The organism is Staphylococcus sp. 231237_7MaSpsaltlick (genome assembly GCF_043107035.1).
Genome location: NZ_JBICNX010000006.1, coordinates 252,104 through 278,587 on the forward strand (window position 1 = coordinate 252,104; position 26,484 = coordinate 278,587).

The 26,484-nt window shown below is 32.9% G+C and carries 25 protein-coding genes; 10 read left to right on the forward strand and 15 right to left on the reverse strand.

All coding sequences use genetic code 11. The annotated features are described in order from the left end of the window. Positions 1-73 precede the first annotated feature (73 nt). The 10 genes from ACF91D_RS13990 to ACF91D_RS14035 all read right to left on the reverse strand — a co-directional run bounded on the left by ACF91D_RS13990 (position 74) and on the right by ACF91D_RS14035 (position 9,966). Positions 74-751, reverse strand: coding sequence for a LysR family transcriptional regulator (locus ACF91D_RS13990; RefSeq protein WP_232166641.1), 678 nt, complete (start codon positions 749-751; stop codon positions 74-76). Between the two features lie 98 nt (positions 752-849). Further along, complete coding sequence (locus tag ACF91D_RS13995; RefSeq protein WP_107589796.1) at positions 850-1,980, reverse strand: M20 family metallopeptidase; 1,131 nt, start codon at positions 1,978-1,980, stop codon at positions 850-852. A 3-nt stretch (positions 1,981-1,983) separates the two neighbouring features. After that, positions 1,984-3,168: an N-methyl-L-tryptophan oxidase gene (gene solA, locus ACF91D_RS14000; RefSeq protein WP_107589797.1), complete on the reverse strand. Its 1,185-nt coding sequence runs from the start codon at positions 3,166-3,168 to the stop codon at positions 1,984-1,986. A 168-nt stretch (positions 3,169-3,336) separates the two neighbouring features. Further along, complete coding sequence (locus ACF91D_RS14005; RefSeq protein ID WP_042737748.1) at positions 3,337-4,083, reverse strand: SDR family NAD(P)-dependent oxidoreductase; 747 nt, start codon at positions 4,081-4,083, stop codon at positions 3,337-3,339. A gap of 279 nt (positions 4,084-4,362) precedes the next feature. After that, positions 4,363-5,346: an aldo/keto reductase gene (locus tag ACF91D_RS14010; RefSeq protein ID WP_107589798.1), complete on the reverse strand. Its 984-nt coding sequence runs from the start codon at positions 5,344-5,346 to the stop codon at positions 4,363-4,365. 258 nt (positions 5,347-5,604) lie between these two features. Then, positions 5,605-7,179 carry a BCCT family transporter gene (locus ACF91D_RS14015; RefSeq protein WP_107526885.1) on the reverse strand — a complete coding sequence of 525 codons (1,575 nt, stop codon included), beginning with the start codon at positions 7,177-7,179 and terminating at the stop codon, positions 5,605-5,607. Further along, positions 7,175-8,488: an NtaA/DmoA family FMN-dependent monooxygenase gene (locus ACF91D_RS14020; RefSeq protein WP_042737751.1), complete on the reverse strand. Its 1,314-nt coding sequence runs from the start codon at positions 8,486-8,488 to the stop codon at positions 7,175-7,177. The genes ACF91D_RS14015 and ACF91D_RS14020 overlap by 5 nt, the downstream gene beginning before the upstream one ends. Before the next feature lie 293 nt (positions 8,489-8,781). Beyond that, complete coding sequence (locus tag ACF91D_RS14025; RefSeq protein WP_107512491.1) at positions 8,782-9,204, reverse strand: hypothetical protein; 423 nt, start codon at positions 9,202-9,204, stop codon at positions 8,782-8,784. Next, positions 9,158-9,427 carry a hypothetical protein gene (locus ACF91D_RS14030; RefSeq protein WP_107512490.1) on the reverse strand — a complete coding sequence of 90 codons (270 nt, stop codon included), beginning with the start codon at positions 9,425-9,427 and terminating at the stop codon, positions 9,158-9,160. Before ACF91D_RS14030 ends, ACF91D_RS14025 begins: the two co-directional genes overlap by 47 nt. A 65-nt stretch (positions 9,428-9,492) precedes the next feature. Continuing rightward, the gene (locus tag ACF91D_RS14035) at positions 9,493-9,966 is read right to left on the reverse strand and encodes a DUF805 domain-containing protein (RefSeq protein WP_107589799.1); all 474 of its coding nucleotides are present in this window, start codon (positions 9,964-9,966) and stop codon (positions 9,493-9,495) included. 198 nt (positions 9,967-10,164) lie between these two features. On the opposite strand from ACF91D_RS14035, the gene lepB reads away from it, so the two are divergent. The 7 genes from lepB to ACF91D_RS14070 all read left to right on the forward strand — a co-directional run bounded on the left by lepB (position 10,165) and on the right by ACF91D_RS14070 (position 17,464). Further along, the gene (gene lepB, locus ACF91D_RS14040; protein WP_107526887.1) at positions 10,165-10,749 is read left to right on the forward strand and encodes a signal peptidase I; all 585 of its coding nucleotides are present in this window, start codon (positions 10,165-10,167) and stop codon (positions 10,747-10,749) included. A gap of 242 nt (positions 10,750-10,991) precedes the next feature. Further along, complete coding sequence (locus ACF91D_RS14045; protein ID WP_107589800.1) at positions 10,992-12,497, forward strand: flotillin family protein; 1,506 nt, start codon at positions 10,992-10,994, stop codon at positions 12,495-12,497. A 233-nt stretch (positions 12,498-12,730) separates the two neighbouring features. Further along, a complete protein-coding gene (locus ACF91D_RS14050; protein ID WP_107526889.1) occupies positions 12,731-13,924 on the forward strand; it encodes a GTP-binding protein in 1,194 nt (397 codons plus the stop codon). Between the two features lie 281 nt (positions 13,925-14,205). After that, positions 14,206-14,487 carry a hypothetical protein gene (locus ACF91D_RS14055; protein WP_107512486.1) on the forward strand — a complete coding sequence of 94 codons (282 nt, stop codon included), beginning with the start codon at positions 14,206-14,208 and terminating at the stop codon, positions 14,485-14,487. 26 nt (positions 14,488-14,513) lie between these two features. Continuing rightward, complete coding sequence (locus ACF91D_RS14060; RefSeq protein ID WP_107589801.1) at positions 14,514-15,848, forward strand: hypothetical protein; 1,335 nt, start codon at positions 14,514-14,516, stop codon at positions 15,846-15,848. After that, positions 15,841-16,458 carry an ATP-binding cassette domain-containing protein gene (locus ACF91D_RS14065; RefSeq protein ID WP_107589802.1) on the forward strand — a complete coding sequence of 206 codons (618 nt, stop codon included), beginning with the start codon at positions 15,841-15,843 and terminating at the stop codon, positions 16,456-16,458. The genes ACF91D_RS14060 and ACF91D_RS14065 overlap by 8 nt, the downstream gene beginning before the upstream one ends. Before the next feature lie 493 nt (positions 16,459-16,951). Beyond that, positions 16,952-17,464, forward strand: a complete 513-nt coding sequence (locus ACF91D_RS14070) for a hypothetical protein (protein WP_107591380.1) — start codon at positions 16,952-16,954, stop codon at positions 17,462-17,464. 100 nt (positions 17,465-17,564) lie between these two features. Here ACF91D_RS14070 and ACF91D_RS14075 read toward each other — a convergent pair whose 3' ends face one another. The 4 genes from ACF91D_RS14075 to ACF91D_RS14090 all read right to left on the reverse strand — a co-directional run bounded on the left by ACF91D_RS14075 (position 17,565) and on the right by ACF91D_RS14090 (position 21,129). Then, the gene (locus ACF91D_RS14075) at positions 17,565-17,915 is read right to left on the reverse strand and encodes a zinc ribbon domain-containing protein YjdM (protein ID WP_042737758.1); all 351 of its coding nucleotides are present in this window, start codon (positions 17,913-17,915) and stop codon (positions 17,565-17,567) included. A gap of 206 nt (positions 17,916-18,121) precedes the next feature. After that, positions 18,122-19,321, reverse strand: coding sequence for an MFS transporter (locus ACF91D_RS14080; protein WP_107589805.1), 1,200 nt, complete (start codon positions 19,319-19,321; stop codon positions 18,122-18,124). An 88-nt stretch (positions 19,322-19,409) separates the two neighbouring features. Next, a complete protein-coding gene (locus tag ACF91D_RS14085; protein ID WP_107589806.1) occupies positions 19,410-19,964 on the reverse strand; it encodes a TetR/AcrR family transcriptional regulator in 555 nt (184 codons plus the stop codon). 595 nt (positions 19,965-20,559) lie between these two features. Next, on the reverse strand, positions 20,560-21,129 hold the full coding sequence (locus ACF91D_RS14090; protein ID WP_107589807.1) for an LPXTG cell wall anchor domain-containing protein: 570 nt from the start codon (positions 21,127-21,129) through the stop codon (positions 20,560-20,562). 300 nt (positions 21,130-21,429) lie between these two features. Between ACF91D_RS14090 and ACF91D_RS14095 the strand changes: the two genes are divergently transcribed. From ACF91D_RS14095 to ACF91D_RS14105, 3 genes are read left to right on the forward strand one after another with little or no spacing between them, the layout of a single operon-like run. Next, a complete protein-coding gene (locus ACF91D_RS14095) occupies positions 21,430-22,053 on the forward strand; it encodes a TetR/AcrR family transcriptional regulator (protein WP_232166640.1) in 624 nt (207 codons plus the stop codon). Positions 22,054-22,086: 33 nt separating this feature from the next. After that, positions 22,087-22,977, forward strand: coding sequence for an ABC transporter ATP-binding protein (locus ACF91D_RS14100; RefSeq protein ID WP_103298476.1), 891 nt, complete (start codon positions 22,087-22,089; stop codon positions 22,975-22,977). A gap of 14 nt (positions 22,978-22,991) precedes the next feature. Continuing rightward, entirely contained in the window at positions 22,992-24,599 is a 1,608-nt protein-coding gene (locus ACF91D_RS14105; protein WP_107589808.1) for an ABC transporter permease, read from the forward strand. Between the two features lie 319 nt (positions 24,600-24,918). Here the strand turns inward: ACF91D_RS14105 and ACF91D_RS14110 are convergent, their stop codons facing one another. After that, positions 24,919-26,415 carry an MFS transporter gene (locus ACF91D_RS14110; RefSeq protein WP_107589809.1) on the reverse strand — a complete coding sequence of 499 codons (1,497 nt, stop codon included), beginning with the start codon at positions 26,413-26,415 and terminating at the stop codon, positions 24,919-24,921. Positions 26,416-26,484 lie beyond the last annotated feature (69 nt).

Here is a 26,484-nt window from a genome sequence, read left to right on the forward strand (position 1 = left end):
CAGGTAATCGATAAGCATAAAGTTGTTGGGATGTAACATCGTTTGTAACAGTAGATTCTGGAACAAGGCTTACTCATAGACCAGATTTCACACTGCCTACAATCGTTTCTAATGTACCAAACTCTAACATATTAGAGTAATCAATGTGCTCTGAATCTAACCACATTTCCAATTTCTTTCTATAATTACATCCTTCTGTAAAGACTAACATCGACTTAGATTTTAGTTGGTCAATTGAGTCTAGTGGTTGATTAGCAATTAAGATTAATTGTTCATGAAATAATTCGACTTTATTGATGCCTACTTGTTTCGTAAATCCTGTAACAAACGCACAATCCAACTTACGATCACGCACTTTAGTGATAATACTTTCAGTCACACCACTATACAAAGCGAGTGATACATCAGAACATAACTGCTGATATTTAGACAATATTTCTGGTAGTCTTGTTATTGTCTCAACTGTGCCTATATTTAATTTACCCGTAGGCATCTCATTATCATGAAAGGCTCTATCAATTTCACACATTACCTTACGAATTTGTTCAGCATATATTTGCAATTTCAACCCTTCCGAAGTTAAAGTTGTGCCATTACGTCGCCTAATAAATAATTGTGCATTCAACTCTTGTTCTAACATCTTAATTCGCGAGGTCACATATGATTGTACATAACATAGAGATGTTGCGGCTTTACTAATACTTTGATGTTCTGCTACACTTTGGAAAATTTTCAAATCTTTAAACTCCATTGAAATCCCCCCACATAAATATTAATTGCTATTATACAGAATTTTCAGTTAAATATACTAAAAAAAGACTGCCAAACGATTTGGCAATCTTCTTATATTTATCCTGCATATTGAATAATCAGGGATTTATAGAACGCAATGCTGCGCTCGAAAGCAGCCACCTCAACATATTCATCTGGTTGATGCGCCAATGTTTCAATACCTGGTCCATATATTAGTGTTGGAATATCACTGTTACTATTTAATACAGAGGCATCTGTGTAATAAGATACGCCACCTACTTGCTGTTGCTGTGCAATAGTAAGTGCATCCTGGATAATTTGACTTTGTTCATTCGTTAAGACTGCCTCGCGATTTAGTATAATCTTCGCTTCCACATTAGGAAGTGTGGCACCTTCAAATAGAGATTGTAATGCCTGATTAAAATCATGATATAGCTTGTCATGACAATTGGGTATCACTGACCTAATATCTACATACAATTTGCATTCATCAGGTATTACATTAGTTTGAATACCTCCTTGAATCATATTTACAGAAATACTACTCGTACCTAATGGATCGTGTCTAACTTTCCATTCAGTTTTTAATCGCTCTACTAAATGTATAATTTCGCTCGCCGCTTCAATTGCATTTACACCTTGCTCAGGCATTGCCCCGTGAGCGGTTTTACCTGTCACTTTAACCTCAATCCATAATGCACCTTTATGTCCAACAACTACTTGTTCATGAGTTGGTTCGGCTATAACAATGGCTTCCACGTCTGACATACCTTGTGTATTAACATAATGTGTTGCACCAATCGAATCTACTTCTTCTCCTGCCGTTGCTAAAAACTCAACATCCTTCGTCAAAGGATAATTTTCCAAATATAATGATTCTAATGCTAAATATAATGCAGCGAGACCACTCTTCATATCTGTCGTTCCTCTGCCATATAACTTACCGTCTTCTATATGCGCATCAAATGGATTATATTGCCATTTCTGGCTACCAATTTTTACTGTATCCGTATGCCCATTCAACAATAACTTTCCTTTGTCAGTGTTTGAACCATTAATTCTGACTGAAAAATTACTTCTATTATTATCAACAGTCATAACCTGATATGGAAGTCCGGTTGCCTCACTTCTATTAATAAATTGTTGAATGATTGCTTGTTCATTACCTGGAGGATTGGTGCTATCAATTTGAATTAACGATTGTAAAAAGGCTAAATAACTTTGCATACATTATTTCCCCCTTGCCTTGAAGTATACTTCGTCTTTATTTTCTGGTTGTAAACTATCACGTGTAATCTTAAAGGGCGAGATGTCTTGAGTCGTTTCACCATGGATAATGAGTTCTCCTAAAGCTTCACCTACTGCACTGGAAAATTTATAGCCATGTCCCGAAAAACCAGCTGCAATAGCAACATGATTATAATCAGGATGTGTATCTATGATAAAGTTTTCATCTGGCGTATTAGTAAACATACATGTCTTACCTACATTGATATTGCCATGTGCTGCTTGCATATAATTAGATAAAAATCCTCGAATATCTTTCTCATCTTTTTCATAGGCACCAAAGGTCTTGTTATAATAACTTGGATCTATATCATCTCCATTATCATAACGCCCTATCTTTAACCCCGTACCATCGATTGAAGGGAATCCATAATAAACACCAGAAGGCACATCCGCAAAAAATCCTGGAAAGCCATCAGATTTATATAAAATGTCATCAGAATCAAACCACGCAATCGTTTGTCTCGACGGTTGGATGTTAATATTAATATTTAACTCATTTAGTAATTTCTTATTCCAAGCACCTCCTGAAATGATCAGTTTATTAGCCTCAAACGTATCATCTGGGGTATACACCTTTACAGAGTCATCAAATATTTCAATATCCATTACGGGTGAATTAACCTTTAACTCTGCACCTACTGATAAGGCAAGTCGTTTCAATGTTCTAATACAAGCACTAGAAAACAATATACCTGCTTCAGGTTCATAACACCCAATTTCTTCTTGAGGCATAGTTATTCCAGGCCATCTTGCATTTACATCGTCTGCAGTTAGTGTCTCAATATTCAGACCATATTTCTGACCACCTTCAATTGCCGTTTGAACAAAACCAGATGCTGCAGGACCAAACGTTAAGACACCTGTCTGTGTAAATATTCGTTCATTCGTCTTTGCTTGCAGTGCATGCCATAACTCTTGTGCGCGTAAGGCTAATGGAACATATGCATAACCCTCTCCACATGCATGCCTGATTAAACGTGTGTCGCCACTATGACTTCCATTTTCATGTGGTGGATCAAATGCATCAATGAGTAAAGTCTTTTTGCCTTGCTCAGCTAAATAATAGCCTGCTGCCATGCCCATAGAACCAGCGCCTACTACGATAACGTCATATTTATTTGTCATAACTATCTCCCCCCATTTTCTATAATTAAGTATAATTGGAGCACTTTCCCCTCGTAAAATAGGTATCAGAGATAGCTACTATCTCAATATGAGATATTAAATATAAATTCAATACATAAAAAAGCCAGAACAATAAATGCACTAAGCATCTTGTTCTGACCTCATTCATTATTTATGATCTGTCGTTCCTAACGTCATACCACCGTCTACTACAATTTCCGTTCCCGTACAATATGCACTTTCATCAGAAGCTAAAAATGCAACTGCTTGAGCAATATCCATCGGTTGCCCAATACGCTTTAATGGTATTTGCTCATAAAATTCATTCCCTTCATTACTATCTGAGAACATACCTGTATTCACGCCACCTGGATGTACCATATTCACGCGTATGCCATAGTCTCCTAGCTCCATTGCCGCTGCTTTTGACATTGTTGTCACTGCAGCTTTAGTTGAAGCATATAATGATGATTCATGAATAGGTGAAAATGAAGAAACAGAGACCGTGTTGATTATAGATCCTGATAGCTGTACTTTCATCTGTTTAGCTACATATTGCATACCTAAAAATGTCCCGATTTGATTCGTTTGGATTAACTTTTTGTATGAAGCTAAGGTCGTTTCTAAAAATGGTTTATTCAAGTAAATTCCCGCATTGTTCACAAGAATATCAATTTTACCAAACGTCTTTACCGTTTTCTGTATAGCATATTTCCAATCATCTTCGTCAGTCACGTTTAATTGAATTGATAACGCATCATTTTCCAATGTTTCTTCAACGTCTATCGCATCTCTTAAATTACGCGCTCCTACTACAACATTGGCTCCTAGTGCATCAAAGTGTTGTGCAATCACCTTACCTTGTCCACGATTTGCTCCTGTTATTAACGCAACTTTCTTAGTTAAATCAGGCATAAACATCCCCCTTGAACGTACTTTTAATTATCAAAAGTATAACAAACAACAATTATATTTACTCGTATTTATAATTATGTTTAGAATTAATCTTTTTAGAAATCTAAATATAATAAGTATGATAAATAGTCCTACTGGGTCACATGTTCACGTATCATCATTCGTATTTAATACGCATTATAAAACGCAAAAAATCCATCGATTTAAATAAACCGATAGATTTCATGATTCAATAACGCTTTGGTGGATGAGTTTATCCAATCGCTTCACTCTGCTATATTAATATACACCTCTAATGTGTTCTGCTACCTCATCTTGATAAAACTGTCTCAATTGTTCATACTCTGCTTCAGAAAATGATTGTGTATTTAATGTTTCTAAATTACCTTTAACTTGCTCTAAATTTTTAAAGCCTGGTATCACGGCAGTAACAGCTTCATGGTCAAGAATCCAACGCAGTGCTGCATTTGTCATTGATGGTCGATTATCAGCAATCCATCTTAATTGATCTGCTAACTCAACACCTTTTCTTAATCCAAGACCAGCAAACGTCTCTCCCACATTAAATGATTCACCATTTTCATTAAAATTACGATGATCATCCGCTTCAAATGTACTATCGACAGTAAATTTACCTGTTAACAATCCACTTGCTAATGGTAAGCGCGTAAGTATACCAACACCTTGTTGATGCGCTTCAGAAAGCAAGCGCTCCAATGGTTTTTGTCGGAATATATTAAAGATGATTTGTAGACTTTCTACATTAGGATACTGTAAACAAATCAGTCCTTCCTCAACTGATTCTACACTCACACCATAGTGCTTAATTTTCCCTTCTGCTTTCAATTGATCTAGAACTTTAAAGACACTACCTTCTCTTAAAATTTCAGTGGCAGGACAGTGAATTTGAAATAAATCAATAGACTTTCTATTTAAACGGCGTAAGCTATCCTCACAATATGCATTAACCGTTTCATAAGTGTAATTATTTGGATCTGCAATATCTCCTTGTCTACAAAACTTTGTGGCTATATAGATTTCGTCTTCTTTTCCTTTTGTCGCTTGTGCTAATAACTCCTCACTATGAGCATCGCCATAGACATCTGCAGTGTCAAAGAAATTCACCCCTTGCTCAATGGCATACTCAAGTGACGCTAAAGCAGCTTCATCATTTGTTTTTCCCCATGCACCACCGATGGCCCAAGTTCCAAAACTTACCTCACTAATTTTCATGCCTGTCTTTCCTAGTTCACGATATTGCATTATATTTAACCCCTTTTCCTTTGAAAGTCAATTTATGAAATAGATGCTGAAAATATCTAGTAACTGAATACCTACTGCAGATTACAGCCCACACATAAAGTGTTTTTTGTCCGTACAACCCATAAATTTAATCCGATTATATCAATAAATATTACAATGACAAATGAAATTGCTTTGAGTACTGAATATAAAAAAATAACCTATTGGACTGAACCAATAGGTTATTAATACAGTTAAAACATATCAACAATGCTTTGTTTAATCTTTACTAATTATCTTCTCTTTATGCTTTTTAGATTGTTTTTCAGGAACAAGGTTTTGCGCAACTGCCAATTTGTGCGCAATCTTCGGAGCCGTCCATACCACAGGTAACATAATAATAGATATTGGTACTGCGGTGACAATGATAAACGACTGAATCGCATCAATACTACCTTCTCCTATATTAATCAAGATAATTGAAATCACTGCCATAATTGCTACCCAGAATACTCGAACCATCTTAGGTGGATCTCCCTCACCAGTAACCGACATCGAAATTGAAAACGACATTGTATCTGCTGTAGTAATGACAAAGATAAGCGTTAATATTAACAATACAATCACTAACACTGTACCTAATGGTAAATGGTTCGCAATTGAGATAACTGCTGCTGGCAAGCCCTTTTCAGATAATGGATTACTAATCGCACCACTATCCTTAGTTTCATAAAATAAACCACTGCCACCCAAAATTGTAAACCAAACATGAGATACGACACTTGCAACAATAGATACTAAAATAAATATCTCACGAATCGTACGTCCTTTTGATACACGAGCGACTAGCATGCCCATTAGTGGACCATAACCAATAAACCAACCAAAGAAGAATAACATCCATGACCCAGCCCATTTGTTATCTCCTCTAAATGTACTAATTTCTAGAAACTTCGTTAAGTACACACCGTAAGATGAAATCAGTGTATCAATAATAAATCTACCTGGACCAATTAATACGATAAATACCGCTACACCAATTGCCAGCCAAACATTTAATTTACTCAGAAACTGAATTCCCTTTTCAATACCTGTAGTAGCTGAAATTGTAACGATAATCATTAAACCTACGACAGACAATACTTGAGTCGTTAAATTATCTGGTATACCTAGAATACTATGCAACCAATAACTAAATTGGAAACCGAAGAAACCTATCGTCCCTATCGTTCCAGCTACTGCACCTAGAATACAGAATACATCGATAACTGATCCTGTATAATTTCGTTCTATTTTGTCTCCAAATACTGGATAAAGCAAAGTTCTCGGTCTTAATTTCATACCTTTATTGTAATGTGCATACATAATGACGATACCACTCACTGCACCATAAATTGCCCATGCCGTGAAGCCCCACGAAGTAAAACTCTGTGCCATTGCAGCAGGTACTGCAGCCATACTCTTATCTTTAATACCACTTCCCATAGTTGGTGGCACATCAATAAAGTAATACATCGGTTCAGCAGCCGCCCAAAATATAGCCCCGGCACCTAACCCAGATGTAATAACAATAGCAGCCCATTTAAAATAACTCATTTCCGGTTCAGTAGCATTCCCTAAACGGACGTTTCCATATTTTGAAAATGCTAGGAACAATCCAACCGCAAAGGTAGCTAATAATAACACCTGCCAAAAAGCACCAAAATAAGTAATCGATAATTGAAATCCTGTCTTAACTACGTGCGACGTTGCTTGAGTAAACAGTGATGACATAATTACAAATAATACGAGTATGCCACCACTAACGGAAAATACTGGCCAATCTATTTTATCTTTCCAATTTGAAAATTTAATGTGAAGTTACCTCTCTTTTTATACGTTCTCTTAATGTTTGTTCAGTGTATTCAGTTCTAAATAATCCTCTTTCTTGCAAGATGGGAATCACTTTATCGATAAATGCTTCAAACATGTCAGGATATGTCGGCGGCATTAAAATAAAGCCGTCACAACTTCCGCTCTCAAACCATGTTTGCATCATATCGGCAACCATTATTGGATCACCGACAATCGTCTTATGTCCCATCCAAGTATCTACGCGTGCAATTAAATCTCTAAATGTTAATCGTTCAACCTCCACTGCTCGTTGTATCGCTTGATAACGTGCTTTCGACCCAACCTTCACGGTTAATGATTCATAAGGAGGTAATTGAGGTACCGGGTCATCTAAATGCCATTCAGTTGTATCTTGACCGATACTTTGCTCGATTTGCTGAATCTTCTTTTCAATATCTGTATAGACATTTAACGCAGCAACCTTTTGCTCTGCTTCTGCAAGAGTATCTGCCACATAAACAGATAACCCAGGCAATACCAATGGTCCCGCTGCATTATCGTCAAGTTGTGCTACTCGCGATTCAATATCTGCTTTAAATTGCTTAGCATCAGCTTGATTCCAAGCAATAGAAAAGATCATATCCACATGTTTCGCCGCTAACTTACGTCCAGGTATGGATGTGCCAGCCTGACATAATACCGGATATACCTGTGGGCTTGATGGTAAGTTAATCGGTCCTTTGACTTGGAAATACTTACCTTTATGGTTGATTTCCTTCACAAGTGAAAAATCAATACCTTTCCCCGATTGTCTATTATGAATGAGCGCCCTATAGTCAAACGATTGCCACAGTTTCTTTAATACAGTTACAAATTCATCCGCGCGTTCATATCGCTGTTCTAAAGGTGGCAAGGCTTCCATCGAATGGTTCTGTCCTTCAATATCAAGTTGTGAAGTGACGATATTAAGTCCTGCTCTACCATTACTAATATGATCCAAACTACCTAGTAGTCTTGCTACATTATATGGATCATAGAACGTCGTAGATATTGTACCGATTAAACCAATATGTTTGGTGACTTGAGATATCGCTGTTAAAGCTGTTATAGGTTCTAGAAAATAAGATAAATGACCTGTATGTTCACCTGATATGTATTGTCCATCTGCTAAAAATATTGCATCAAGACATCCACGCTCAGCTATTTGAGCTAATTCTTGCTGATAAGCGATAGAACCAATTTGCTCAATCTTAGAATCCTCTAATCTCCAAGATGACGGATGCAAACCCGTACTATAAACAAGTGAAGCCAAATGCATTTGCTTCTTCATAATAACCTCCTGATTGGGTCACAAATTAAAAAACTTATGTATTAGTGTAACAAACTTACACAGACTATTGATGTGTTATTTGAAAATAAATTAATTTTTTTAAAAATAAAAATAATTTGTAAACAAAGTAAGTATAATCATTAAAATAGTTCTATATTTATACGAGATTTTTGAAATACAAGACGCCCGGATGTCTTAATTATTTTTAATGTAGGACTACAGTCTCCCTATAAATACAAAACCTCCAATGCAGCTAAAAACACAGCGCACTGGAGGTTATTTACTTCGCCTATTTATTCATATGTATGATTTGTAGTCGATACAGTTGATGATTTTTTATAATGATGTTCGATAATACCTAAATAAATACCATTAATCAGGGCAAATAGACTCCACAATATCCATTTATCCATGATTTCATCCACATTAAAGTATAGTATCAGTCCAACTATTATAATATTGAGAAACGCCAAAGCTTGAAAATTGAAAATAAAATTACGTATCTTGCTATTTCTAAACTTTCCCCATGTATATAATATGCCGTTCAATATCAACAGTACACTGTATATACACATAATTATGAATTGGTTTTCGGCATAGTCCCCAAGGCCCATCGCATCACTACCAATAATATTTATCATCGACACAATAAAAAAGAGTATTACTAAACTAATTCTGATCTTTCGCTCCCATTTCAATATCTTTGGAGCTTCCATACGTTAACCCGCCTTTGAATTTGATTATTTGTGCTTTTGATTTAACATTAACTACAAATTTTTGAATTAAATATTTTATTACAACAGATAAAACTACAAATATAATGAATGCCCCTATCTGTTGAACTACCTTAATATCAAATACAGTCATAATAGCAAGTATGCCCCATACACCGACACACCAAATAGCAAATATGATATTACCTAGATATGTTCTATTCATTTTGTCCTACCTTCATTCAAATTAAATTCATTCCCAATACAAATTACAAATTAAGTGACTATGAGTTATGTATATTTTGGATTTTCACCATATTGATTCGGTTCTTTTTGTCCACTTGTCGCACAAAGTGCAATTGAAATAATACATAGTACTAAAAAAACAACTATTAAGATGCCCCCTATTGCCATAATAATACTCTCTGGTATCGGTAGATTATTAATGCCTTGATAAACTGGACCAAATTCTAAAATACTAAATAGTATCGTTAGTCCATAAAGGACCGTTGCAAATTTCATAGTCATACCGATGTCATGATTACGTCTAACTGTTACAGTATACATTCCAATTGTCGTTGCTATATTAAAAATAATTGCTATAGTTAAAGCAAACCAATTGGGTATAGGTAACACGCTATTTAGTAATGAACCTACTATTGATACAATAATATTCATCAAAACTGGGTACCAAAACGCTTTACGTCTTGCCCTGCCATTAATATTAAACATATTAAGCCAAAACAACTTGTAATAATGAAACATAATTCTAACCCTTTCTTTATATAATAATGTTTCCTTCAGTTCATAATGATATAACAACAATTTACACAATACAATAAAATATAATAATTATATTTATCAAAAAATTATAAATGTTTATATATAGACTCTACACATTTTTAATAGTAGACTTTTCTTATAAATACAAGTAATAAAATTGATGAAAATAGGGTGGAATAGTTGATGAAAAATATTATTGAATGGATTGTTTCTATTGCAATAGGTGTAGCGGTTGCTTGGATTGTAACTGCATTTTTATTAACAGGTTACACGGTAAGCGGAAGTTCTATGGCACCTACGTTCGAAGATGGCGATAAACTTGTCGTCAATAAACTATCAACACGTATGAACACGATTGATAGAGGTGATGTCATTATTTTCCATGCAACGAAGAAAGATGATTATATTAAACGCTTAATTGGTAAACCTGGAGACACCGTAGAAAGTAAAAAAGACAAACTTTATATTAATGGTAAACTAGTAAAAGAACCATATTTAACATTAAACAAGAAAAATAAAATCGATAAATACCTCACTGAAAACTTTGATGTATCAGATACAAAGCACTCCGGTGGTAAAAAGAAAATTCCAAAAGGTAAATACTTAGTCCTAGGAGACAATAGATTCGTAAGTAATGATAGCCGCAAGGACTTAGGCCTAATTTCAAAAGATTCTGTTGTAGGTAAAGTGTGGTTCAGATGGTTACCAATGAGTGAAATGAAATTTAGTTTTTATCCAAAATCATTCGACAAAGTAAATGAATAACACTTTCTATACGCGATATTATAGAGTTTAAAAAATCCTTCCATAAATAATGGAAGGATTTTTTCATACTAGCATTAGCATTTACTATTAACTCTACACTTTATATATTTATAATAATAAATTTCAAAGCTTTATCTTAAAATTACAAAAACTTTAATAAACTATATACTTTATAATATTTATATAATAAAATTGTATATATAAATATTTTTAATTACATACAGAATTAGGAGATTATACATATGAATTTATTAGTATTAATTGGCATTTCAGTCATCGTTGGACTGGTATTATTAATCGCCATCGTTTGGTACCTTTATATGAAAGCAAGATTTAAAACTGTACCATCTAATGAAGCATTAATTATTACAGGGCCAAACATTGGTGACCCAAAAACTGAATCGAATGTTTATCAAGATGATGAAGGTCGACATTTAAGAGTTGTTCGTGGTGGTGGCTATAGAATGAAAATGTTCCAATCATCAACACGTATTTCATTAAAATCATTTCAACTTGAAATTAAAACCCCACTTGTGTGGACCAAAGCTGGCGTCGGTATTGAAGCAGAAGCAGTAGCAACTGTAAAAGTCGCGGATCAATTAGAAGGTATCGTAAAATATGCTGAACAATTCTTAGGTAAATCAAAGGATGAGGTCTCTGATGAAATTTCACAAGTATTGAATACGAATCTTAGAGCAATTTTATCTAAAATGACTGTTGAGGAAATCAACTCTGATAGAGAGGCCTTTAACAATAAAGTAACAGAAGTTGCACAATCACAATTAAACAACATGGGATTCAGCATCACTTCATTAGGTTTATCTGATATTAGCGATAATGAAGGTTATTTAGAAAACTTAGGTAAGCCTGAAATCGCAAAAATTAAGAAAAAAGCAGATATCGCTGAAAGTGATGCTGCTCGTGAAACTGAAATGAAATTAGCTGAAAATACTGAACTTACCGAAAAAGAGAAAATTTCTCGTCAGATGAATGTCGCTGATTCACGTAGAGAAAAGGACCTAAAAGAACAAGCAATCTTAAGTGAAACAAACAAAGCTCAGGCTCAAGCAGAGGCTTCAGGACAATTAGAAAGAGAATCTAGGGCATTAGAAATTAAAGAAAAGCAATTAAGTGTAGAACGTACCGAAAAGGAAAACGAATTACATTTAATTCAAATGGAACGCGAAAATGATGTACGTATTCAACGTCAAAAAGATGATGTCCGTCGTCAACAATCAGAAACTGATGCATCAATTCGTATTAAACAAGCTGAAGCTGACTATGAAGCACGTATTAAAGAAGGTAAAGCTGAAGCTGAAGTTATCAGAGAACAAGAAAAAGCAAAAGCAGACGGTTTAAGAGAAAGAGCAAATGCACTTGCAGAAAATAAAGATGTTATTTTAGCAGAATTAATGATTAAAACGATGCCTGAATTTGCTAGAGCCATTGCAGAACCGCTATCTAATGTAGAAAATATTCGCATATTAGATGGTGGTAATGGCGAAGGTGTCAATTCACTATCCAATGGTATCATTGCTCAAATGGCTAATGCTGAAGAAGGGTTAAATCAAATGACCGGTTTTAACTTAACGCAAATGCTAGAAAATGTCTCAAATCAGAAGAAAACCTATGCATTTGAACAACACGAAACAAATAAAAATTTTGAAAACGAATCTACTTTATCATGTGAAGATACTGACTCTAAAGTTGAAAATGAGCATGCTGACATAAAGAATGACGAAAACTAGCTTTCTATCAACTGTTCTTCACCTTTTTTAATGTAAACTTATTTTCCAATGATTATATTAATTTTGAATCCCCTTTACTCGCTATATAGATTTTTTATGCCTTCTTTCTTTAACCTCTAATAATGAGGTCATTTCAAATTATAAATAATTTTAACCTATTGTTATTTTAGAATAAGTATAATATAATCTATTAAATCGTAATGGTTACGATTTAATAGATTAGGAGGATTTTTATGACTGAAATACCAGTAACAGTACTTAGTGGCTATTTAGGAGCAGGTAAAACAACTGTTTTAAATAATATTTTAAATAATCGCCAAGGCCTTAAAATTGCAGTTATCGTCAATGATATGAGTGAAGTAAATATCGATAAGGACTTGATTGCAGATGGTGGAGGTATTTCTAGAACGGATGAGAAATTGGTAGAACTATCAAATGGGTGTATCTGCTGTACATTGCGCGAAGACTTACTTCAAGAAGTTGAACAGTTATGTAAAAAGGGTGACATAGAACAAATTATTATTGAGTCCACAGGTATTTCTGAACCTGTACCTGTTGCTCAAACATTTTCCTATATGGATGAAGAAATGGGTATTGATTTATCAAAATTATGTCGCTTAGACACAATGGTCACTGTTGTAGATGCAAATCGATTTATCAATGATCTCCAATCACAAGACCTATTAAATGATAGAGGGCAAGGCGTTAGCGAGGATGATGAACGTACAATTGCTGATTTATTAATTGATCAAATCGAATTTTGCAATGTTCTAATCTTAAACAAGACAGATTTAGTCAGCACTGAACAGCTAGATGAATTAGAACAAATATTGCGCAAACTACAACCTGAAGCTAAATTGATTCGTACAATTCGTGGAAGAGTCAAACTATCAGATGTATTAAATACGCAAAGATTTGATTTTGAAACTGCAAGTAGTTCAGCTGGTTGGATTAGAGAATTGACACATGGCGGTCACGAAACGCATACACCAGAAACTGAAGAATATGGCATTTCCTCGTTTGTATATCGACGAAGATTACCATTTCATGCTGAACGATTTAATCATTGGATTGAAACAATGGGTAAGCATATTGTCAGAGCCAAAGGCATTGTCTGGTTAGCACAGTATAACAATGTTGCTTGCTTGTTCTCACAAGCTGGTTCAGCAGTAGAACTGCACCCTGTTACATATTGGGTAGCATCTATGGACGAATCTGCGCAACGTACAATTTTAAACGAACGTGAAGATGTACGCGAAATGTGGGATCCTGAATATGGAGACCGTAATACACAATTCGTCATTATCGGTACCCATTTGGATGTTGCACAAATTGAACAAGAACTAGATCAATGCTTATTACAGCATGATGAAATTGACATGAACTGGCACACATTGAAAGACCCATTTGGATGGGTATTACAATAATCTATAGAGTAATAAATGTTTAAATTATACAGCATTAATTGTTATTACTTTCAAATTAAAGAAACAGCCCTCTATTCTATGAATTAGATTAGAGGGCTATTTTTGATAGTAGCTTTATAAAACATTTTTGAATTTTAAAGTTAAATCTCTGAATTATATTTTTATTAATCTAACATATACTCTTATTAATAAAGCTTAATTAGTATTGACCGGTGTAAATTGTAATTATATTCTTGCCTTAGAAATACCATTATTAACTAAATTTAGAGGAAGCGCTTTTTATGTTTCTAAGATTGAAGAATAGCAAAGAAGAAATAAAGATTGCGATGTTTATTACAATATCCTCGTTAGCCGTTTTGTTAATTGGACCTTTATTTAATGCTGCTGCAGCAATGGGACTTAATGCAGCAACTGCAACATCACTTTATTATGCTTTGAACTTCGTTGGTTGGGGTGCAACTGTAGCAAGTATTGTTGCCTCATTTGGTTTAGCTAGTATAGGTGCATATACGATATGGGCTGCAGTTAAAAGAATGGCTTTAAGATCATTTATAAAATGGTGAATTTAATTTAGTGGGAGTGGGTTCATGTGCTAAAGTATCTTGTAATGCAATATATCCGCCAAAAAGAAAGTAAATTGAGAGTATATTTACAAAGATATTTTATAGAACTTGAACCTTACTCTCTTCTTTTTGTTAAATCAAGTTTTTTAATGAATATCATTTCTTTAGTAGGTGCTATATGTATAATATTGTTCATACCAATTAATGCACAAATACTTCTAGATAAATATTCAGTAGACATCAATGACTTAAATTTTCAAATAATGGTGCTTTCACTTTTAATCGTATTAATTACAAAACTAACTGCTATTCTCATTTCTATAAATAGAGGTAATACCATAAATAAGCGATCTTTTTATTTAAACTTACTATATAAACTTATTTTTGGACAAGAATACTTAGCTTCCATAATTTTAATTTTATGTGTGCTAGGTCGATTCTATAATGTATGGATTACGTTATTGTTATTAATATTCATATTTATAATAATTAGATGTTATCATCAAATACTTATAAACTCAGCTTATATATTTTTCACTGGACTTTGCTTATATAATGTTGCTATTTTCTTTAGTTTAAATATAGAACCACGTATTTGGTATGGGGGCGCTATGATTACCTTATTGGCAACTTGTTATCATCTGTTTGTTAATAAACCCTGTAATCGTAATAATAGAAAATGCCAATTTATTATCTTCAATCAAATACTCAAGCTTAAATATCCTGTATTTTTAAATGTTCCAATATTTTTATTAATCGGTCAATACCTTGCTATATCGCTTCCTAAGGCTTTATCTATTTCCCTAACTCATATACAATTTATTGGCTATATCTTGCTACTATATTGTATTTCAATCATTACTATACAAATTCAAAATCCTATACTTATTAATATAGATTGGTACGCTAACTTTGTTAAATATACTCTTAAATCAATGACTATAGAAGTAGATTTATTAAAAATATTAGATCGTAATAATTTATTAATACTTAATTCAATGGCTTTAGTATTTTTAATAGAATGCAGATATCTATTTAATTACTGGGCATGGTGGTTATTTCCTTTATTGATTTTAATTTGGTATATAGACAGTGCATTTTCATTATATAGCTTTAAAATATTATCCATTTCCCAAAGAGAAAACTTAAGACAACATACAAAAAAACAATTACCTTATATTTTTTTGATAGGTATAAGCATAATGTTAATAACGAGCAAAAATATTTTTTATCATCTGACAAGTAAATTAACTATAGTTATCGTTATTTCATACATACTATTAGTCGTATTGGCCGTTATATTTAAAAAAGAAGGTAAAACTAATTTTAAAAATAGAATTGAGGCGAATATTAATGACTGATATTAAAATCTCAAATTTAACTTTTCAATATGCAGATAAAGTTATCTTTCAAAACACCAATTTTACAATTAGCAAAGAAACTATAAATAGGATTGACGGAGATAATGGTATCGGAAAAACAACTCTATTCCATATCTTATCAGGAAATCTTCAAACTGAATTCACTATTTCTCCAAATCAAGATTTTGAATTTATTACCACCGAATGTCTACCCTTTAATGAATTAACTGGTAAAGAATTAATATTATTATTCTTTAAATTAAACAATAAAAAAGCTGATGAATTTGTGGACTATATCCAAATATTTCAAGAATTAAATATACAACCCTTGTTTACAACAAGATATAAAAATATGTCGTTAGGACAACAGCAAAAATTAACTATCATTATTTCCTTTATTAATAAAGATAAAATTGTTCTATTGGATGAACCTTTTAATGCATTGGACAAAGCATCTAAAGCATCGTTATCGAATATTTTTATTAATTTATCCAAAAAATTAAAGAGAACAATTATTTATATATCACATAATGATGTTGAGGTCCCAATTGATAAAAGATTTTACATATCAGATTTTAAAATTATAGAAATGGATAAAAATTATGATTAAACGTAAGAATGTGTTAATGCTATTTTTAGCATATAGCTTAATCATAATAGTACCGATAATAATCTCAATTGCTTTTTGTCTATCTATTGACTTACCAAAAAACTCTTCTTTTATAGAAGAGAAAAATGTATTAACTATATTTATCCATAATATGTTAATCGGCTTATTATTAATTACTCTAACAGATATAACTGCTATTCCGATCATCATTATCAATAGTTTTTATCTTGGAATTATTATAGGAAGTATCATGAAATCTACTAACTTAGAGCATTTATTATTTTCGACTATTCATATCCCTTTCGAGTTAATAGGTTGGATATTAATTTTACATTTCTCTAGAAAATTTAGATTTATTTAGGCTTATTAAAAAGGAAAGAACAAATTTTAAGGAACTCGTTACTAAAGTACTCGTTTATCTATTTCCAATTTATTTGATAGCTGCATTAATAGAATCTCTTGAAATTTATTTATCTTTGAAAGGATGGTGCTTATGATTAAACTAACAAAGTATCAGGTTGTTTTAACTGTTTTATTTGTCATTATTTATACTGCGACTATTCAAATATCAGCTAAATCAATTTTAGAAAATAAAGTAGAACATATGCCAATAGATATACATATAAATTCCGCATTAGCCTTATTCTGGTTAAACATTTTAACAGTCCTTTGTGGACTCATTCTCATTATTTTTCAGTCTTTAATTTATAAAATCATCGTTGGCGTATTAGGTACGAAGCAAAAATTCTCTATTGGTTTAAATGTTTTTCTCTTTATAACTTCAATTTTACCAGGGGCAGTGATAACTGCTGTATTGACACTGCTAAACAATGGAGAAAATGTTTCTCAAAATTTCTTAATCATAATCTTCACAATACTATTATCTGCAGGTTTATATAGTGTGATTTTGTGGTGTTTTTCAATTATTGATAAATCTAAAATTAAATTAGTATTTTTAATTATTACTATATTAAACGCTCTCGTTAGTTTATTTAAATTACTGTAACAAATTCAATAACAATTTATTTTTTCAACGCCTAAGAACCCCAAAAGCTAGATTCCATCTAACCTCTGGGGTCTAATTTGTATTTCAGTATATTAATAAATTACTTATTCACTTTTTTAACTACAGAAGATTTTAAACCCACTTGTCCAATACCTGGAACTTTGCAATCAATATCGTGACCATCTTCTGGATCTACTAAGCGAATACCTTTTACTTTAGTACCTTGCTTGATTACAGAAGACACACCTTTAACTTTCAAGTCTTTAATTACAGTGACATCATCACCATCATTTAACACTTGACCATTAACATCTTTAATTTCATTCTCTTCTACAGCAGTATCATCTTCAGCAGACCATTCATGATTACACATTGGGCAAACCAATAAATTCCCATCCTCATATGTGTATTCTGAACCACATTCAGGACAATTCGGTAATGTTGATTCCATCATCCAACCTCCAAAATATATTTTCTAACTTAATTTACCACAATTCATCTACTAAAAGATGAATTAATTTCATATATTTTCTTATTCTTTATTCATCGTTAACAAAAATGTCGAAATCCCAATATATCCTTCACACACCATCACAATGTAATATAGATTCAACGTCTGAAATACTTATTTTTCAATAAAATCCAATACATACACTTTTAAATTTCTTTAAATGTTTTATTTACTTTCTGAAGCTCAGTGTATTGTTCATCTTTATTTATTTTAGTTGGTTTTACTTCAATTGTTGGATACAGAATTAATGCTAATAAACCAACTAAGCCATAAATAATGAATGTCGCACTATAATTAAGACTATCTATTAAACTACCTGACATCATTGATCCGATAACTTGTCCTAAAGCCAACATTAAAAAAGGTATGCCAATGCCTAAAGAAGCATTTTTCACAAAAATTTTCACACCCCAAACCAGTAATACACCTGTTATAAATATATAACTCATACCAAATATTGAAGAAGTTGCAAAAGGAAGCACCCAAATATAACGTATAAACGCAAGTAATATCGAAGAAAATGAAACTAGAATCACACCAATGTTATAAGCAACATGTAAACTATACTTATCAATGATATGACCTGACATTCCTCCTATAACTCCAAAAAGACCAATAAGAATCCAAAATATGGATAGTTCTATATTAGAATACTTTCCCGTACTTTCGACAAATGATTTAGAAAATGTCCAAAACGGAGCAGTTGAAAAGCCTATGATTATAGAAGCAAGCATTATTTTTTTACTACTATTAATATCCCTTATATTTAACGTTCCTGTTTCAATCTTAAGGTTTCTATCTAAAGAAGGGATTGCGATAAAATTCCACACTATGACTATTAAAGCAATGGCACTGTAAACAAAATAAGTCATTCTCCAATCCAAGAACGCAATCATAGCAGTAATTCCTGTAAACATTAGTCCCAAACTCGTTCCTGAATTAATCCATGTATTGGCTTTACCTTGTTCCGACCATTTTATCCACAATGAAATAGTATAACCATAAGGAGGAGAAACTAATCCTGTACTGCCTCCTGCAAAAATAACTGCAATAGCAAGTAAAATTGAACCTTGCGAAACAGCAATTAATAATAGTCCAATTAAAGCAGATAAACCTGCAAGTAATATCATATTTTTAGGTCCAATTTTATCGGTTCTTAATGTTGAAAAGACAATAGTGAAACAATACGATAAATAAAATAAAGATGAGATTATTCCAGCTTGAGATGCACTTAGGTTTAAATCATGTGAAATATTAGGTAAAAATAGTCCAAAGCTAAATCTTGCTAATCCATAAGTCGTTGCTATCATTGCAATACCAGGCAATACTAATTTAGAAAATCTCATTCCGACCCCCCTTTTTTTATATAGAACGTTCATTATAGTTAAGTCGATTTTTTAAGAGATTGATAACTTATCAATCTCTTAATTGTTTCTATGCTTTCGTTGCTTCACTCACAAATAGTGCAGCAATATCCAATGCATGATCAGTCGCTTTATCAACACCAATCAAAGTAGTCATTGACGTAGTACCTTCCATCAAAAGTGTGTAACGAATAGCCAAATCATGACCATTTCTCAGTCCAGATTTCTCAGCTATGGTCTCTAAATAATTTAATAAACGCTGTTTATGACCTCTCGCAACATTTTCGATTTCAGCATCTACACCAGAATAATCTTCAATTGCACGAAGAAACATATCTCCTTGGTAAGAATAATCTTTTAACCAGTTACAATGTCCTTTAACAGCCATAATGAAAGGTTGCGTCTCGCTACTTTCAACGCTATTATCAAGGTATGACCAATAGCGCTTTTCACGTTGAACTAACACTTCTTCAACTAATCTTTCCTTTGAAGAAAAGTGATTATACATGGTCATAGTTGCCACATTCGCTTCTTGAATTATTTGCTTCAAACCCACACCATTAAAACCATATTTATAGAATAAATTTTCAGCAACTTCTAACAAATCAGCCTTTTTTTTCGACATAGTCATCACTCATTTAAGTAGAATAATCATTCTACTTAAATTTATCAAATATTAATTTGACTGTCAAAATGTGGAAAATTTAAAGAATAGTGCTTTCCCAATTGACTTATCTATCTCTTTCATAACTCCACTTTACTTATAACTTAATTTAAAAACTGATAAAGTTAACTATGACTTTGAAAATAAATTAGTCTTTGGGACATTATATTATAATACTGAAGTATAATACAGCCTCACCGAAAAACAACGTTTATCCACCCCATTGATCGTATGGCTGAAACTGCACTAGACATCTTAAAAAAGCGTTTGGCAAACGAAGCTACAGAAAAGGGGTATGTACTACCGGTTGAATTATGGGAAGGTAATACGAGTTAAGACCAATAGCCATAAAATAATTGTTTCATTAATAAATTAATCCCCTCACCAACCTAATAGTGAGGGGATATTTAAGTTCCATACTAAATTGGTATTATAAGAAATTAGTCTCAACATACCAATTTGATATAAAAAGTAAAATGATTATGAGTTATTATCAGTACACTATTTTTATGTTTCAATAAATTTAACTATTGTGAACACTGACAATTTTAACATGCTATTTGTGATTTTTTAAAAATCGTTTGAATGTTAATATTGAACCAACTGTTAACATAGCAAATGCAAACCACGTTCCTAATGTAGTATTTGAATGTTGTTCTCCAGTTTCTGGCAAACTTTGTACTTTTGATTCTTCATTTGTTGTATTAGCAGAAGCATTATTAACAGATGTACTGTTTTGCTTAGTAACAGTATTATTAGCTTGTGCTGCATTATTCGCATTTTCAGAATTTTGATTTACTGCATTATTAGTTGCATTTCCTTGCAGAATATTTTGTGCTTCCTCTGGATAGATATATTCAATTGGAGCAGCACTTTCACTTAGTGCTTGCCCTTTTTTCACTCTGTTAAGATATTCTTGGTAAGTTTCATTTCCATCAACTATTCTCACATCACTGCCTGGCCCACCTCCAAATCCTTCAGTTGCACCCGTTCTATGTTCATTAAATTCCTTTTCTGTAAACACATTAATTTGTCTTTTCTCTTCATCTGCATGTGCTTGACTTGTATAAATTCCACTACCCAAAATCGAACTTGCTATTGTTGCTGCTACCAAAGCCTTTTTCATATTCTAAAATCCCCCTAATAAATTTATTTACTCCGTTAATTTAAACAACAGAGGGGACAAAATATGTCTGTTAAGTCAATTTTCCAAATTTAATCCAAAATATTCTAACTTATCAAATTATACTAGCACACCTCTCCTGTTTTATTTAAAGTATTATGAACTAAAAATCTACGGCTTTATAAATCTTTTTTATATCTAATCTGCAAAATTTTATACATTGACCACATTGGTCATTCATTGTATATTATAAATGACCAAAGTAGTCATTTATATTTTAAGGGAGGTCTTTTTATTAATAGTTTGTTTAATAATCTAAAGCCAGCTAAGCAAAGAACTATTGTAAATGCTGCTATTAAGGAATTTGTGAAAAGTGGCTATGACAAGGCATCAACAAATGAAATTGTGAAGAATGCTCAAATATCTAAAGGATCACTGTTTAATTATTTTAATAATAAAAAGGACCTTTATAGCTATTTAATTAGCTATAGTGTTCAAATTATAGAAAATATGTATGCGGAAATTGATTTAAGTGAAACAGATGTATTCAATCGACTCGAGAATATCGGTATGCAAAAACTATATATACAACAGAATCATCCAGAAATTTTTGATTTTCTAAAATCTATAAATGAGGAATCAGCAGAAGAAGTAAAACCTTATATTGAGGAAAATATCAATCTTATCTATAAGCATGGAAATGAAAAAATATATAGTGGCATAGACTATTCAAAGTTTCGTGATGATATAGATATTAACAAGGCAATAGAAATTCTTAATTGGACAATGTATGGTTTTGGAGAAAAAGCGATTCATCAAATCAATTCGTTTGAAAATTTTTCTGAATTTGGAAATCAGTACTTTAATGAATGGAAAGTATACGCTCAAATATTAAAGCGAAGTTTCTATAATGAAGGCGAGCTATGATTAATCAAATCATTTTATAAGGGGAGAATTATTATGGAGGAAGTTGTAAAGATAAGTCATTTACAAAAAAGTTTTGGAAATTTCAAAGCTTTAAACAACGTTTCTTTTACAGTAAATAAAGGAGAAGTCTTAGGCTTTATTGGTCCTAATGGTGCAGGGAAATCTACCACGTTACGTATATTGTTAGGAACTATTAAACGTGACGCAGGAAGTGCAGAAATTTTCGGAAAAGATGTGTGGAAAGAGAGCTTAAAAATTCATAAACATATATCTTATGTACCTGGAGACGTTGCATTATGGGGTAATATGACTGGCGGAGAAATCATCGATTTATTTATGAAATTACATGGTAATGGTGATACGGATAAACGTGATGAACTCATAAAACGTTTCGAGCTAGATCCTAAGAAAAAAGCAAAGGGCTATTCAAAAGGTAATCGTCAAAAAGTAGGTTTGATATCAGCATTATCTGTAGATTCAGATTTATATATTTTTGATGAACCTACTTCTGGATTAGATCCATTAATGGAAGTCGTATTTCAAGAAGAAGTGGAAAAAATTAAAAATAATGGGAAATCCATTTTATTATCGTCACATATTTTAAGTGAAGTGGAACGTTTAGCAGATAGAGTGGCTATTATTCGACAAGGAGAAATTGTAGAAAGTGGAACACTCGATGAATTAAGACATTTAACATCTTCAACGATAACACTAGAAACAGAAACAGATGTGTCTAAATTATCAAATGTTGAAGGCGTATTTGACTTTAAGCAACACCTTAATCAAGCAACATTTTCTGCAGATAATAAGCAGCTAAGTCATATTTTGAATGAAGCCGCAAAATTAGGTGTTAAGAAATTTGAATCTACACCACCAACTTTGGAAGAGTTGTTTATGCGCCATTATGAAAATAAAAATAGTTAGGAGGTACATTTGAGATGAGTGAAAAATTTGCTCTTTGGCACATACTTTTTTTACAGTATTTAAAGCGCGACTGGAAAAAATTAATGATTTGGGTGCTATCTGTTGCTATATTTTCTGCAGGATTTGTTCCTTCTTTTAAAGAAATGTCCAAAGGAAATGGGCTCATTGGTATGTTTGAAACATTACAAAACCCTGCGATGATCTCTATCATTGGCCCTACTCCTATAGAAACAGCGAAAGACTACACTTTGGGCGCGATGTATGCACATGAAATGCTACTGTTTTGCGGACTATGTTCAATGATTGTGTCCATGTTACATGTGATTAGTCATACACGTAAAGAAGAGGAATTGGGACTTACTGAACTAGTACGTTCATTTCATGTTGGGCGACAAGCAAATTCTCTTGCTGCATTTATAGAAATCTTATTAGTTAACGTGTTAATATCGTTGCTTATATTTGGGATTATGATGAGCTTTAATGTAGATACAATTACAATGCAAGGCTCATTGCTCTTTGGCATCTCAATAGGTATGACTGGGATTATGGGAGGTAGCATTGCACTCATAATGTCTCAAATCATGCCATCCGCTTCATCTGCTACTGGTGCATCTCTTGGTATTGTAGGTTTATTATATATCCTTCGTGCCGGTACAGACGTTTCTAATATTGATTTGTCTTATGCTAACCCGCTTGGTTGGAGCTATCTTGGATATCCTTTTACAGATAATCATTGGTATCCAATCATCATGGCAACCCTATTTAATATGGTAGTCGTTATTATCGCTATGATACTTGAAGGCAAACGCGATATGGGTGCGAGTTATATACCTGAGCTAAAAGGAAAAGCACATGCTAAAAAATCATTATTGTCTATCCATGGCTTATTATTTAAAATTAATAAAACAGCAATTATTAGCTGGATTATTGCCTTTATAACTATGGGTATAGCTTACGGTTCAATTTATGGCGATATGCAGAATTTCATAGAAGGTAATGCAATGATTAAACAAATGTTTGCTAATTCTAACGATTCTCTAGAATCTTCATTCACTAGTACGATAATGATCATTATGGTGAGTCTTGTAACGATATTACCAATTGCAATTGTTAATAAATTATTCTCTGAAGAAAGTAAATTTCGTTTTAGTCAAATCTTCCCTACTAAAGTAACGCGCGGTAGACTTTATTGGACCACGATTGGATTAGCATTATTGTTTATCATTATTGGTATTTTAGCGGTTACCCTTAGCCTAGGTGGAACTGCATTAACTGTAATGGATGGACATGTTGAGTTAAAGCTTATAGATTTTCTTGCCGCTGGGTGCAACTATTTTCCAGCAATATTATTTTTCACAGGGCTAGCTACTTTGGCGCTTGGCTGGGCACCGAGACTTGGCAAATTAACTTATGCTTATCTTGGCTATAATTTTGCTATCAATTATTTTGGTGGTATTTTAGATTTACCTGACTGGTTTTCAAAAACAGCACTATTTAATTGGCTTCCTCAAATGCCAAAAGAAAGCTTTGAAATCATGCCATTTACGATTATGACTTTAATTAGTATCATCTTGATTATTCTAGGTTATGTTGGCTATAGAAATCGAGATTTAATTGGATAAACAATTTATTTGAAAAAAACGAACTAAACAATACATTTCATTATAAATTACCAATCCTTATATTTATGGCAAAAACAATACACATAGAACTAAGATACTTTTAAACGCGGTTTTATAGGTAGTCATACCAGTCAAAGATGACTTCTAGGATAGTGTAATTAAATAAGTGAACTAAACAGATAAATGATTATAAATATAAAGGCAGTAAATGAATGTATAAACTCATTTACTGCCTTTTTCATAGATTATATCTGTGCTGCCTTTTTCCATCTCCTAAGTGTCAGTAGTTTATTTTAGCTAATATAATATCAGCGCTCACTTATTCAATGACTGAAGTTTGTCGTTTGTTTTTATAATCTAATAATATCAATAGAATAATAGTTGCTCCTATAATCACACTACCAATCATCATAATAATGGAAAATGACTGATCAAATGCAAGTTTCCCTGCTGCAATCAATGGTTTGCTGATAGACTCTGGTTGCTGTTCAGCTTGAATCAAAGTTTCGTCAAGACTTCCTTTAGCCTTAGCCAAATCTATTCCACTATCTTTAAAGTTAAATGATAAGCTATAAAACATTGAAAACAAACCTCCAAGTACTGCGATACCTAATGATCCACCAAACTCAAATGACACTTCCTCTATAGATGCTGCCATACTTGAATTTTCATCGGATGTATTTGTCATTATAGCTGTAGATGCCAATGTCATGGCACCACCGAGCCCTAATCCTACTAGCATCAATGTAATAATTTGAATCACTAAAGAGCTATCAAGTATCCAATAGAACAAGATGATTCCAACCCAAGCAATCATCAATGTTACCCACTGTAACTTTATTGTGCCATACTTCGTTAAAATCATGCCGATACCTATTGCCCCAACTAATGAAGCTACGGACATTGTCATCACTATTAATCCAGCTTGAAATGCTGTTAAATCTAATACAAATTGTAATCGCTGAGACAAGATATATTCAAATCCCATCATCGTAAATGCTGTAACAATCGCAACTAACGTCCCCACCGTAAAGTGGATATTCTTAAAGATTTTCAAATTAATTAATGGTTGTTGAACCTTACGTTGTCTCATAATAAATAAAGTAATCGCTATTAAACCAATCACCAAAGTCGTCCCTGCTATTATGAAATTCGGTCCTTGTTTAGTAACTTCTTTAATCGCGTAAACAACACTAATCAGTCCAACCATAATCTGTATAGAACTGATAACATCCCAACGCCCCGTTTTCTGGACAGGATAATTCGGTACAAATAAATAAGATAATATTAAGACAATAACCACAATTGGTATATTTATTATAAATACTGAATGCCAAGAGAAGTAGGCCAACAAACCACCACCAATTACAGGTCCTAAACCTGCTCCTGCAGCTGTGATTGCAGACCATACGCCTAACGCAAATGCACGCTCTTGTTCATCGACAAATGTACGTTTAATTATAGATAATGTGGGTGGCATCATTGCTGCTGCGCCTATCGCTAGTATCACTCTTGCAATAATTAACATCTCTGGTGATGTTGCACTAGCAGCTAGCACAGAGGCAGCTCCAAATATCATTAATCCTGTTAAAAACATACGCTTATGCCCCACATAGTCACCCAATGTACCTAAACCTGGTAATAACCCTGCCACGACGAGTGCGTATGCATTAACAATCCATAGTTTTTCCGTTGCTGTAGCATGTAAATCATGCGTTAGTATCGGTAGCGCTGTATATAATACAGTCATGTCAATGACGATTAAGAATAGTGCACTAGATACTAATGCTAATACCGTTGCTTTTTTAAATGTCATGTATACTCACCTGCTTTCTCTACAATAAAAAATATAAACTATACGGTAACCGTATAGTCAACAAGTGAG

Excerpts from the sequence above, each read along its gene's own strand:
- ACF91D_RS14080 (WP_107589805.1), bottom strand. The coding sequence starts at position 19,321 with ATGAGATTTTCTAAATTAGTATTGCCTGGTATTGCAATGATAGCAACG.
- ACF91D_RS14050 (WP_107526889.1), top strand. The coding sequence starts at position 12,731 with ATGACTGAAATACCAGTAACAGTACTTAGTGGCTATTTAGGAGCAGGT.
- ACF91D_RS14105 (WP_107589808.1), top strand. The coding sequence starts at position 22,992 with ATGAGTGAAAAATTTGCTCTTTGGCACATACTTTTTTTACAGTATTTA.
- solA (WP_107589797.1), bottom strand. The coding sequence starts at position 3,168 with ATGACAAATAAATATGACGTTATCGTAGTAGGCGCTGGTTCTATGGGC.
- ACF91D_RS13990 (WP_232166641.1), bottom strand. The coding sequence starts at position 751 with ATGGAGTTTAAAGATTTGAAAATTTTCCAAAGTGTAGCAGAACATCAA.
- ACF91D_RS14010 (WP_107589798.1), bottom strand. The coding sequence starts at position 5,346 with ATGCAATATCGTGAACTAGGAAAGACAGGCATGAAAATTAGTGAGGTA.
- ACF91D_RS14030 (WP_107512490.1), bottom strand. The coding sequence starts at position 9,427 with ATGAATAGAACATATCTAGGTAATATCATATTTGCTATTTGGTGTGTC.
- ACF91D_RS14025 (WP_107512491.1), bottom strand. The coding sequence starts at position 9,204 with ATGGAAGCTCCAAAGATATTGAAATGGGAGCGAAAGATCAGAATTAGT.
- ACF91D_RS14045 (WP_107589800.1), top strand. The coding sequence starts at position 10,992 with ATGAATTTATTAGTATTAATTGGCATTTCAGTCATCGTTGGACTGGTA.
- ACF91D_RS14090 (WP_107589807.1), bottom strand. The coding sequence starts at position 21,129 with ATGAAAAAGGCTTTGGTAGCAGCAACAATAGCAAGTTCGATTTTGGGT.
- ACF91D_RS13995 (WP_107589796.1), bottom strand. The coding sequence starts at position 1,980 with ATGCAAAGTTATTTAGCCTTTTTACAATCGTTAATTCAAATTGATAGC.
- ACF91D_RS14075 (WP_042737758.1), bottom strand. The coding sequence starts at position 17,915 with ATGGAATCAACATTACCGAATTGTCCTGAATGTGGTTCAGAATACACA.
- ACF91D_RS14005 (WP_042737748.1), bottom strand. The coding sequence starts at position 4,083 with ATGCCTGATTTAACTAAGAAAGTTGCGTTAATAACAGGAGCAAATCGT.
- ACF91D_RS14100 (WP_103298476.1), top strand. The coding sequence starts at position 22,087 with ATGGAGGAAGTTGTAAAGATAAGTCATTTACAAAAAAGTTTTGGAAAT.
- ACF91D_RS14055 (WP_107512486.1), top strand. The coding sequence starts at position 14,206 with ATGTTTCTAAGATTGAAGAATAGCAAAGAAGAAATAAAGATTGCGATG.
- ACF91D_RS14110 (WP_107589809.1), bottom strand. The coding sequence starts at position 26,415 with ATGACATTTAAAAAAGCAACGGTATTAGCATTAGTATCTAGTGCACTA.
- ACF91D_RS14070 (WP_107591380.1), top strand. The coding sequence starts at position 16,952 with ATGATTAAACTAACAAAGTATCAGGTTGTTTTAACTGTTTTATTTGTC.
- ACF91D_RS14020 (WP_042737751.1), bottom strand. The coding sequence starts at position 8,488 with ATGAAGAAGCAAATGCATTTGGCTTCACTTGTTTATAGTACGGGTTTG.
- ACF91D_RS14065 (WP_107589802.1), top strand. The coding sequence starts at position 15,841 with ATGACTGATATTAAAATCTCAAATTTAACTTTTCAATATGCAGATAAA.
- ACF91D_RS14035 (WP_107589799.1), bottom strand. The coding sequence starts at position 9,966 with ATGTTTCATTATTACAAGTTGTTTTGGCTTAATATGTTTAATATTAAT.
- ACF91D_RS14085 (WP_107589806.1), bottom strand. The coding sequence starts at position 19,964 with ATGTCGAAAAAAAAGGCTGATTTGTTAGAAGTTGCTGAAAATTTATTC.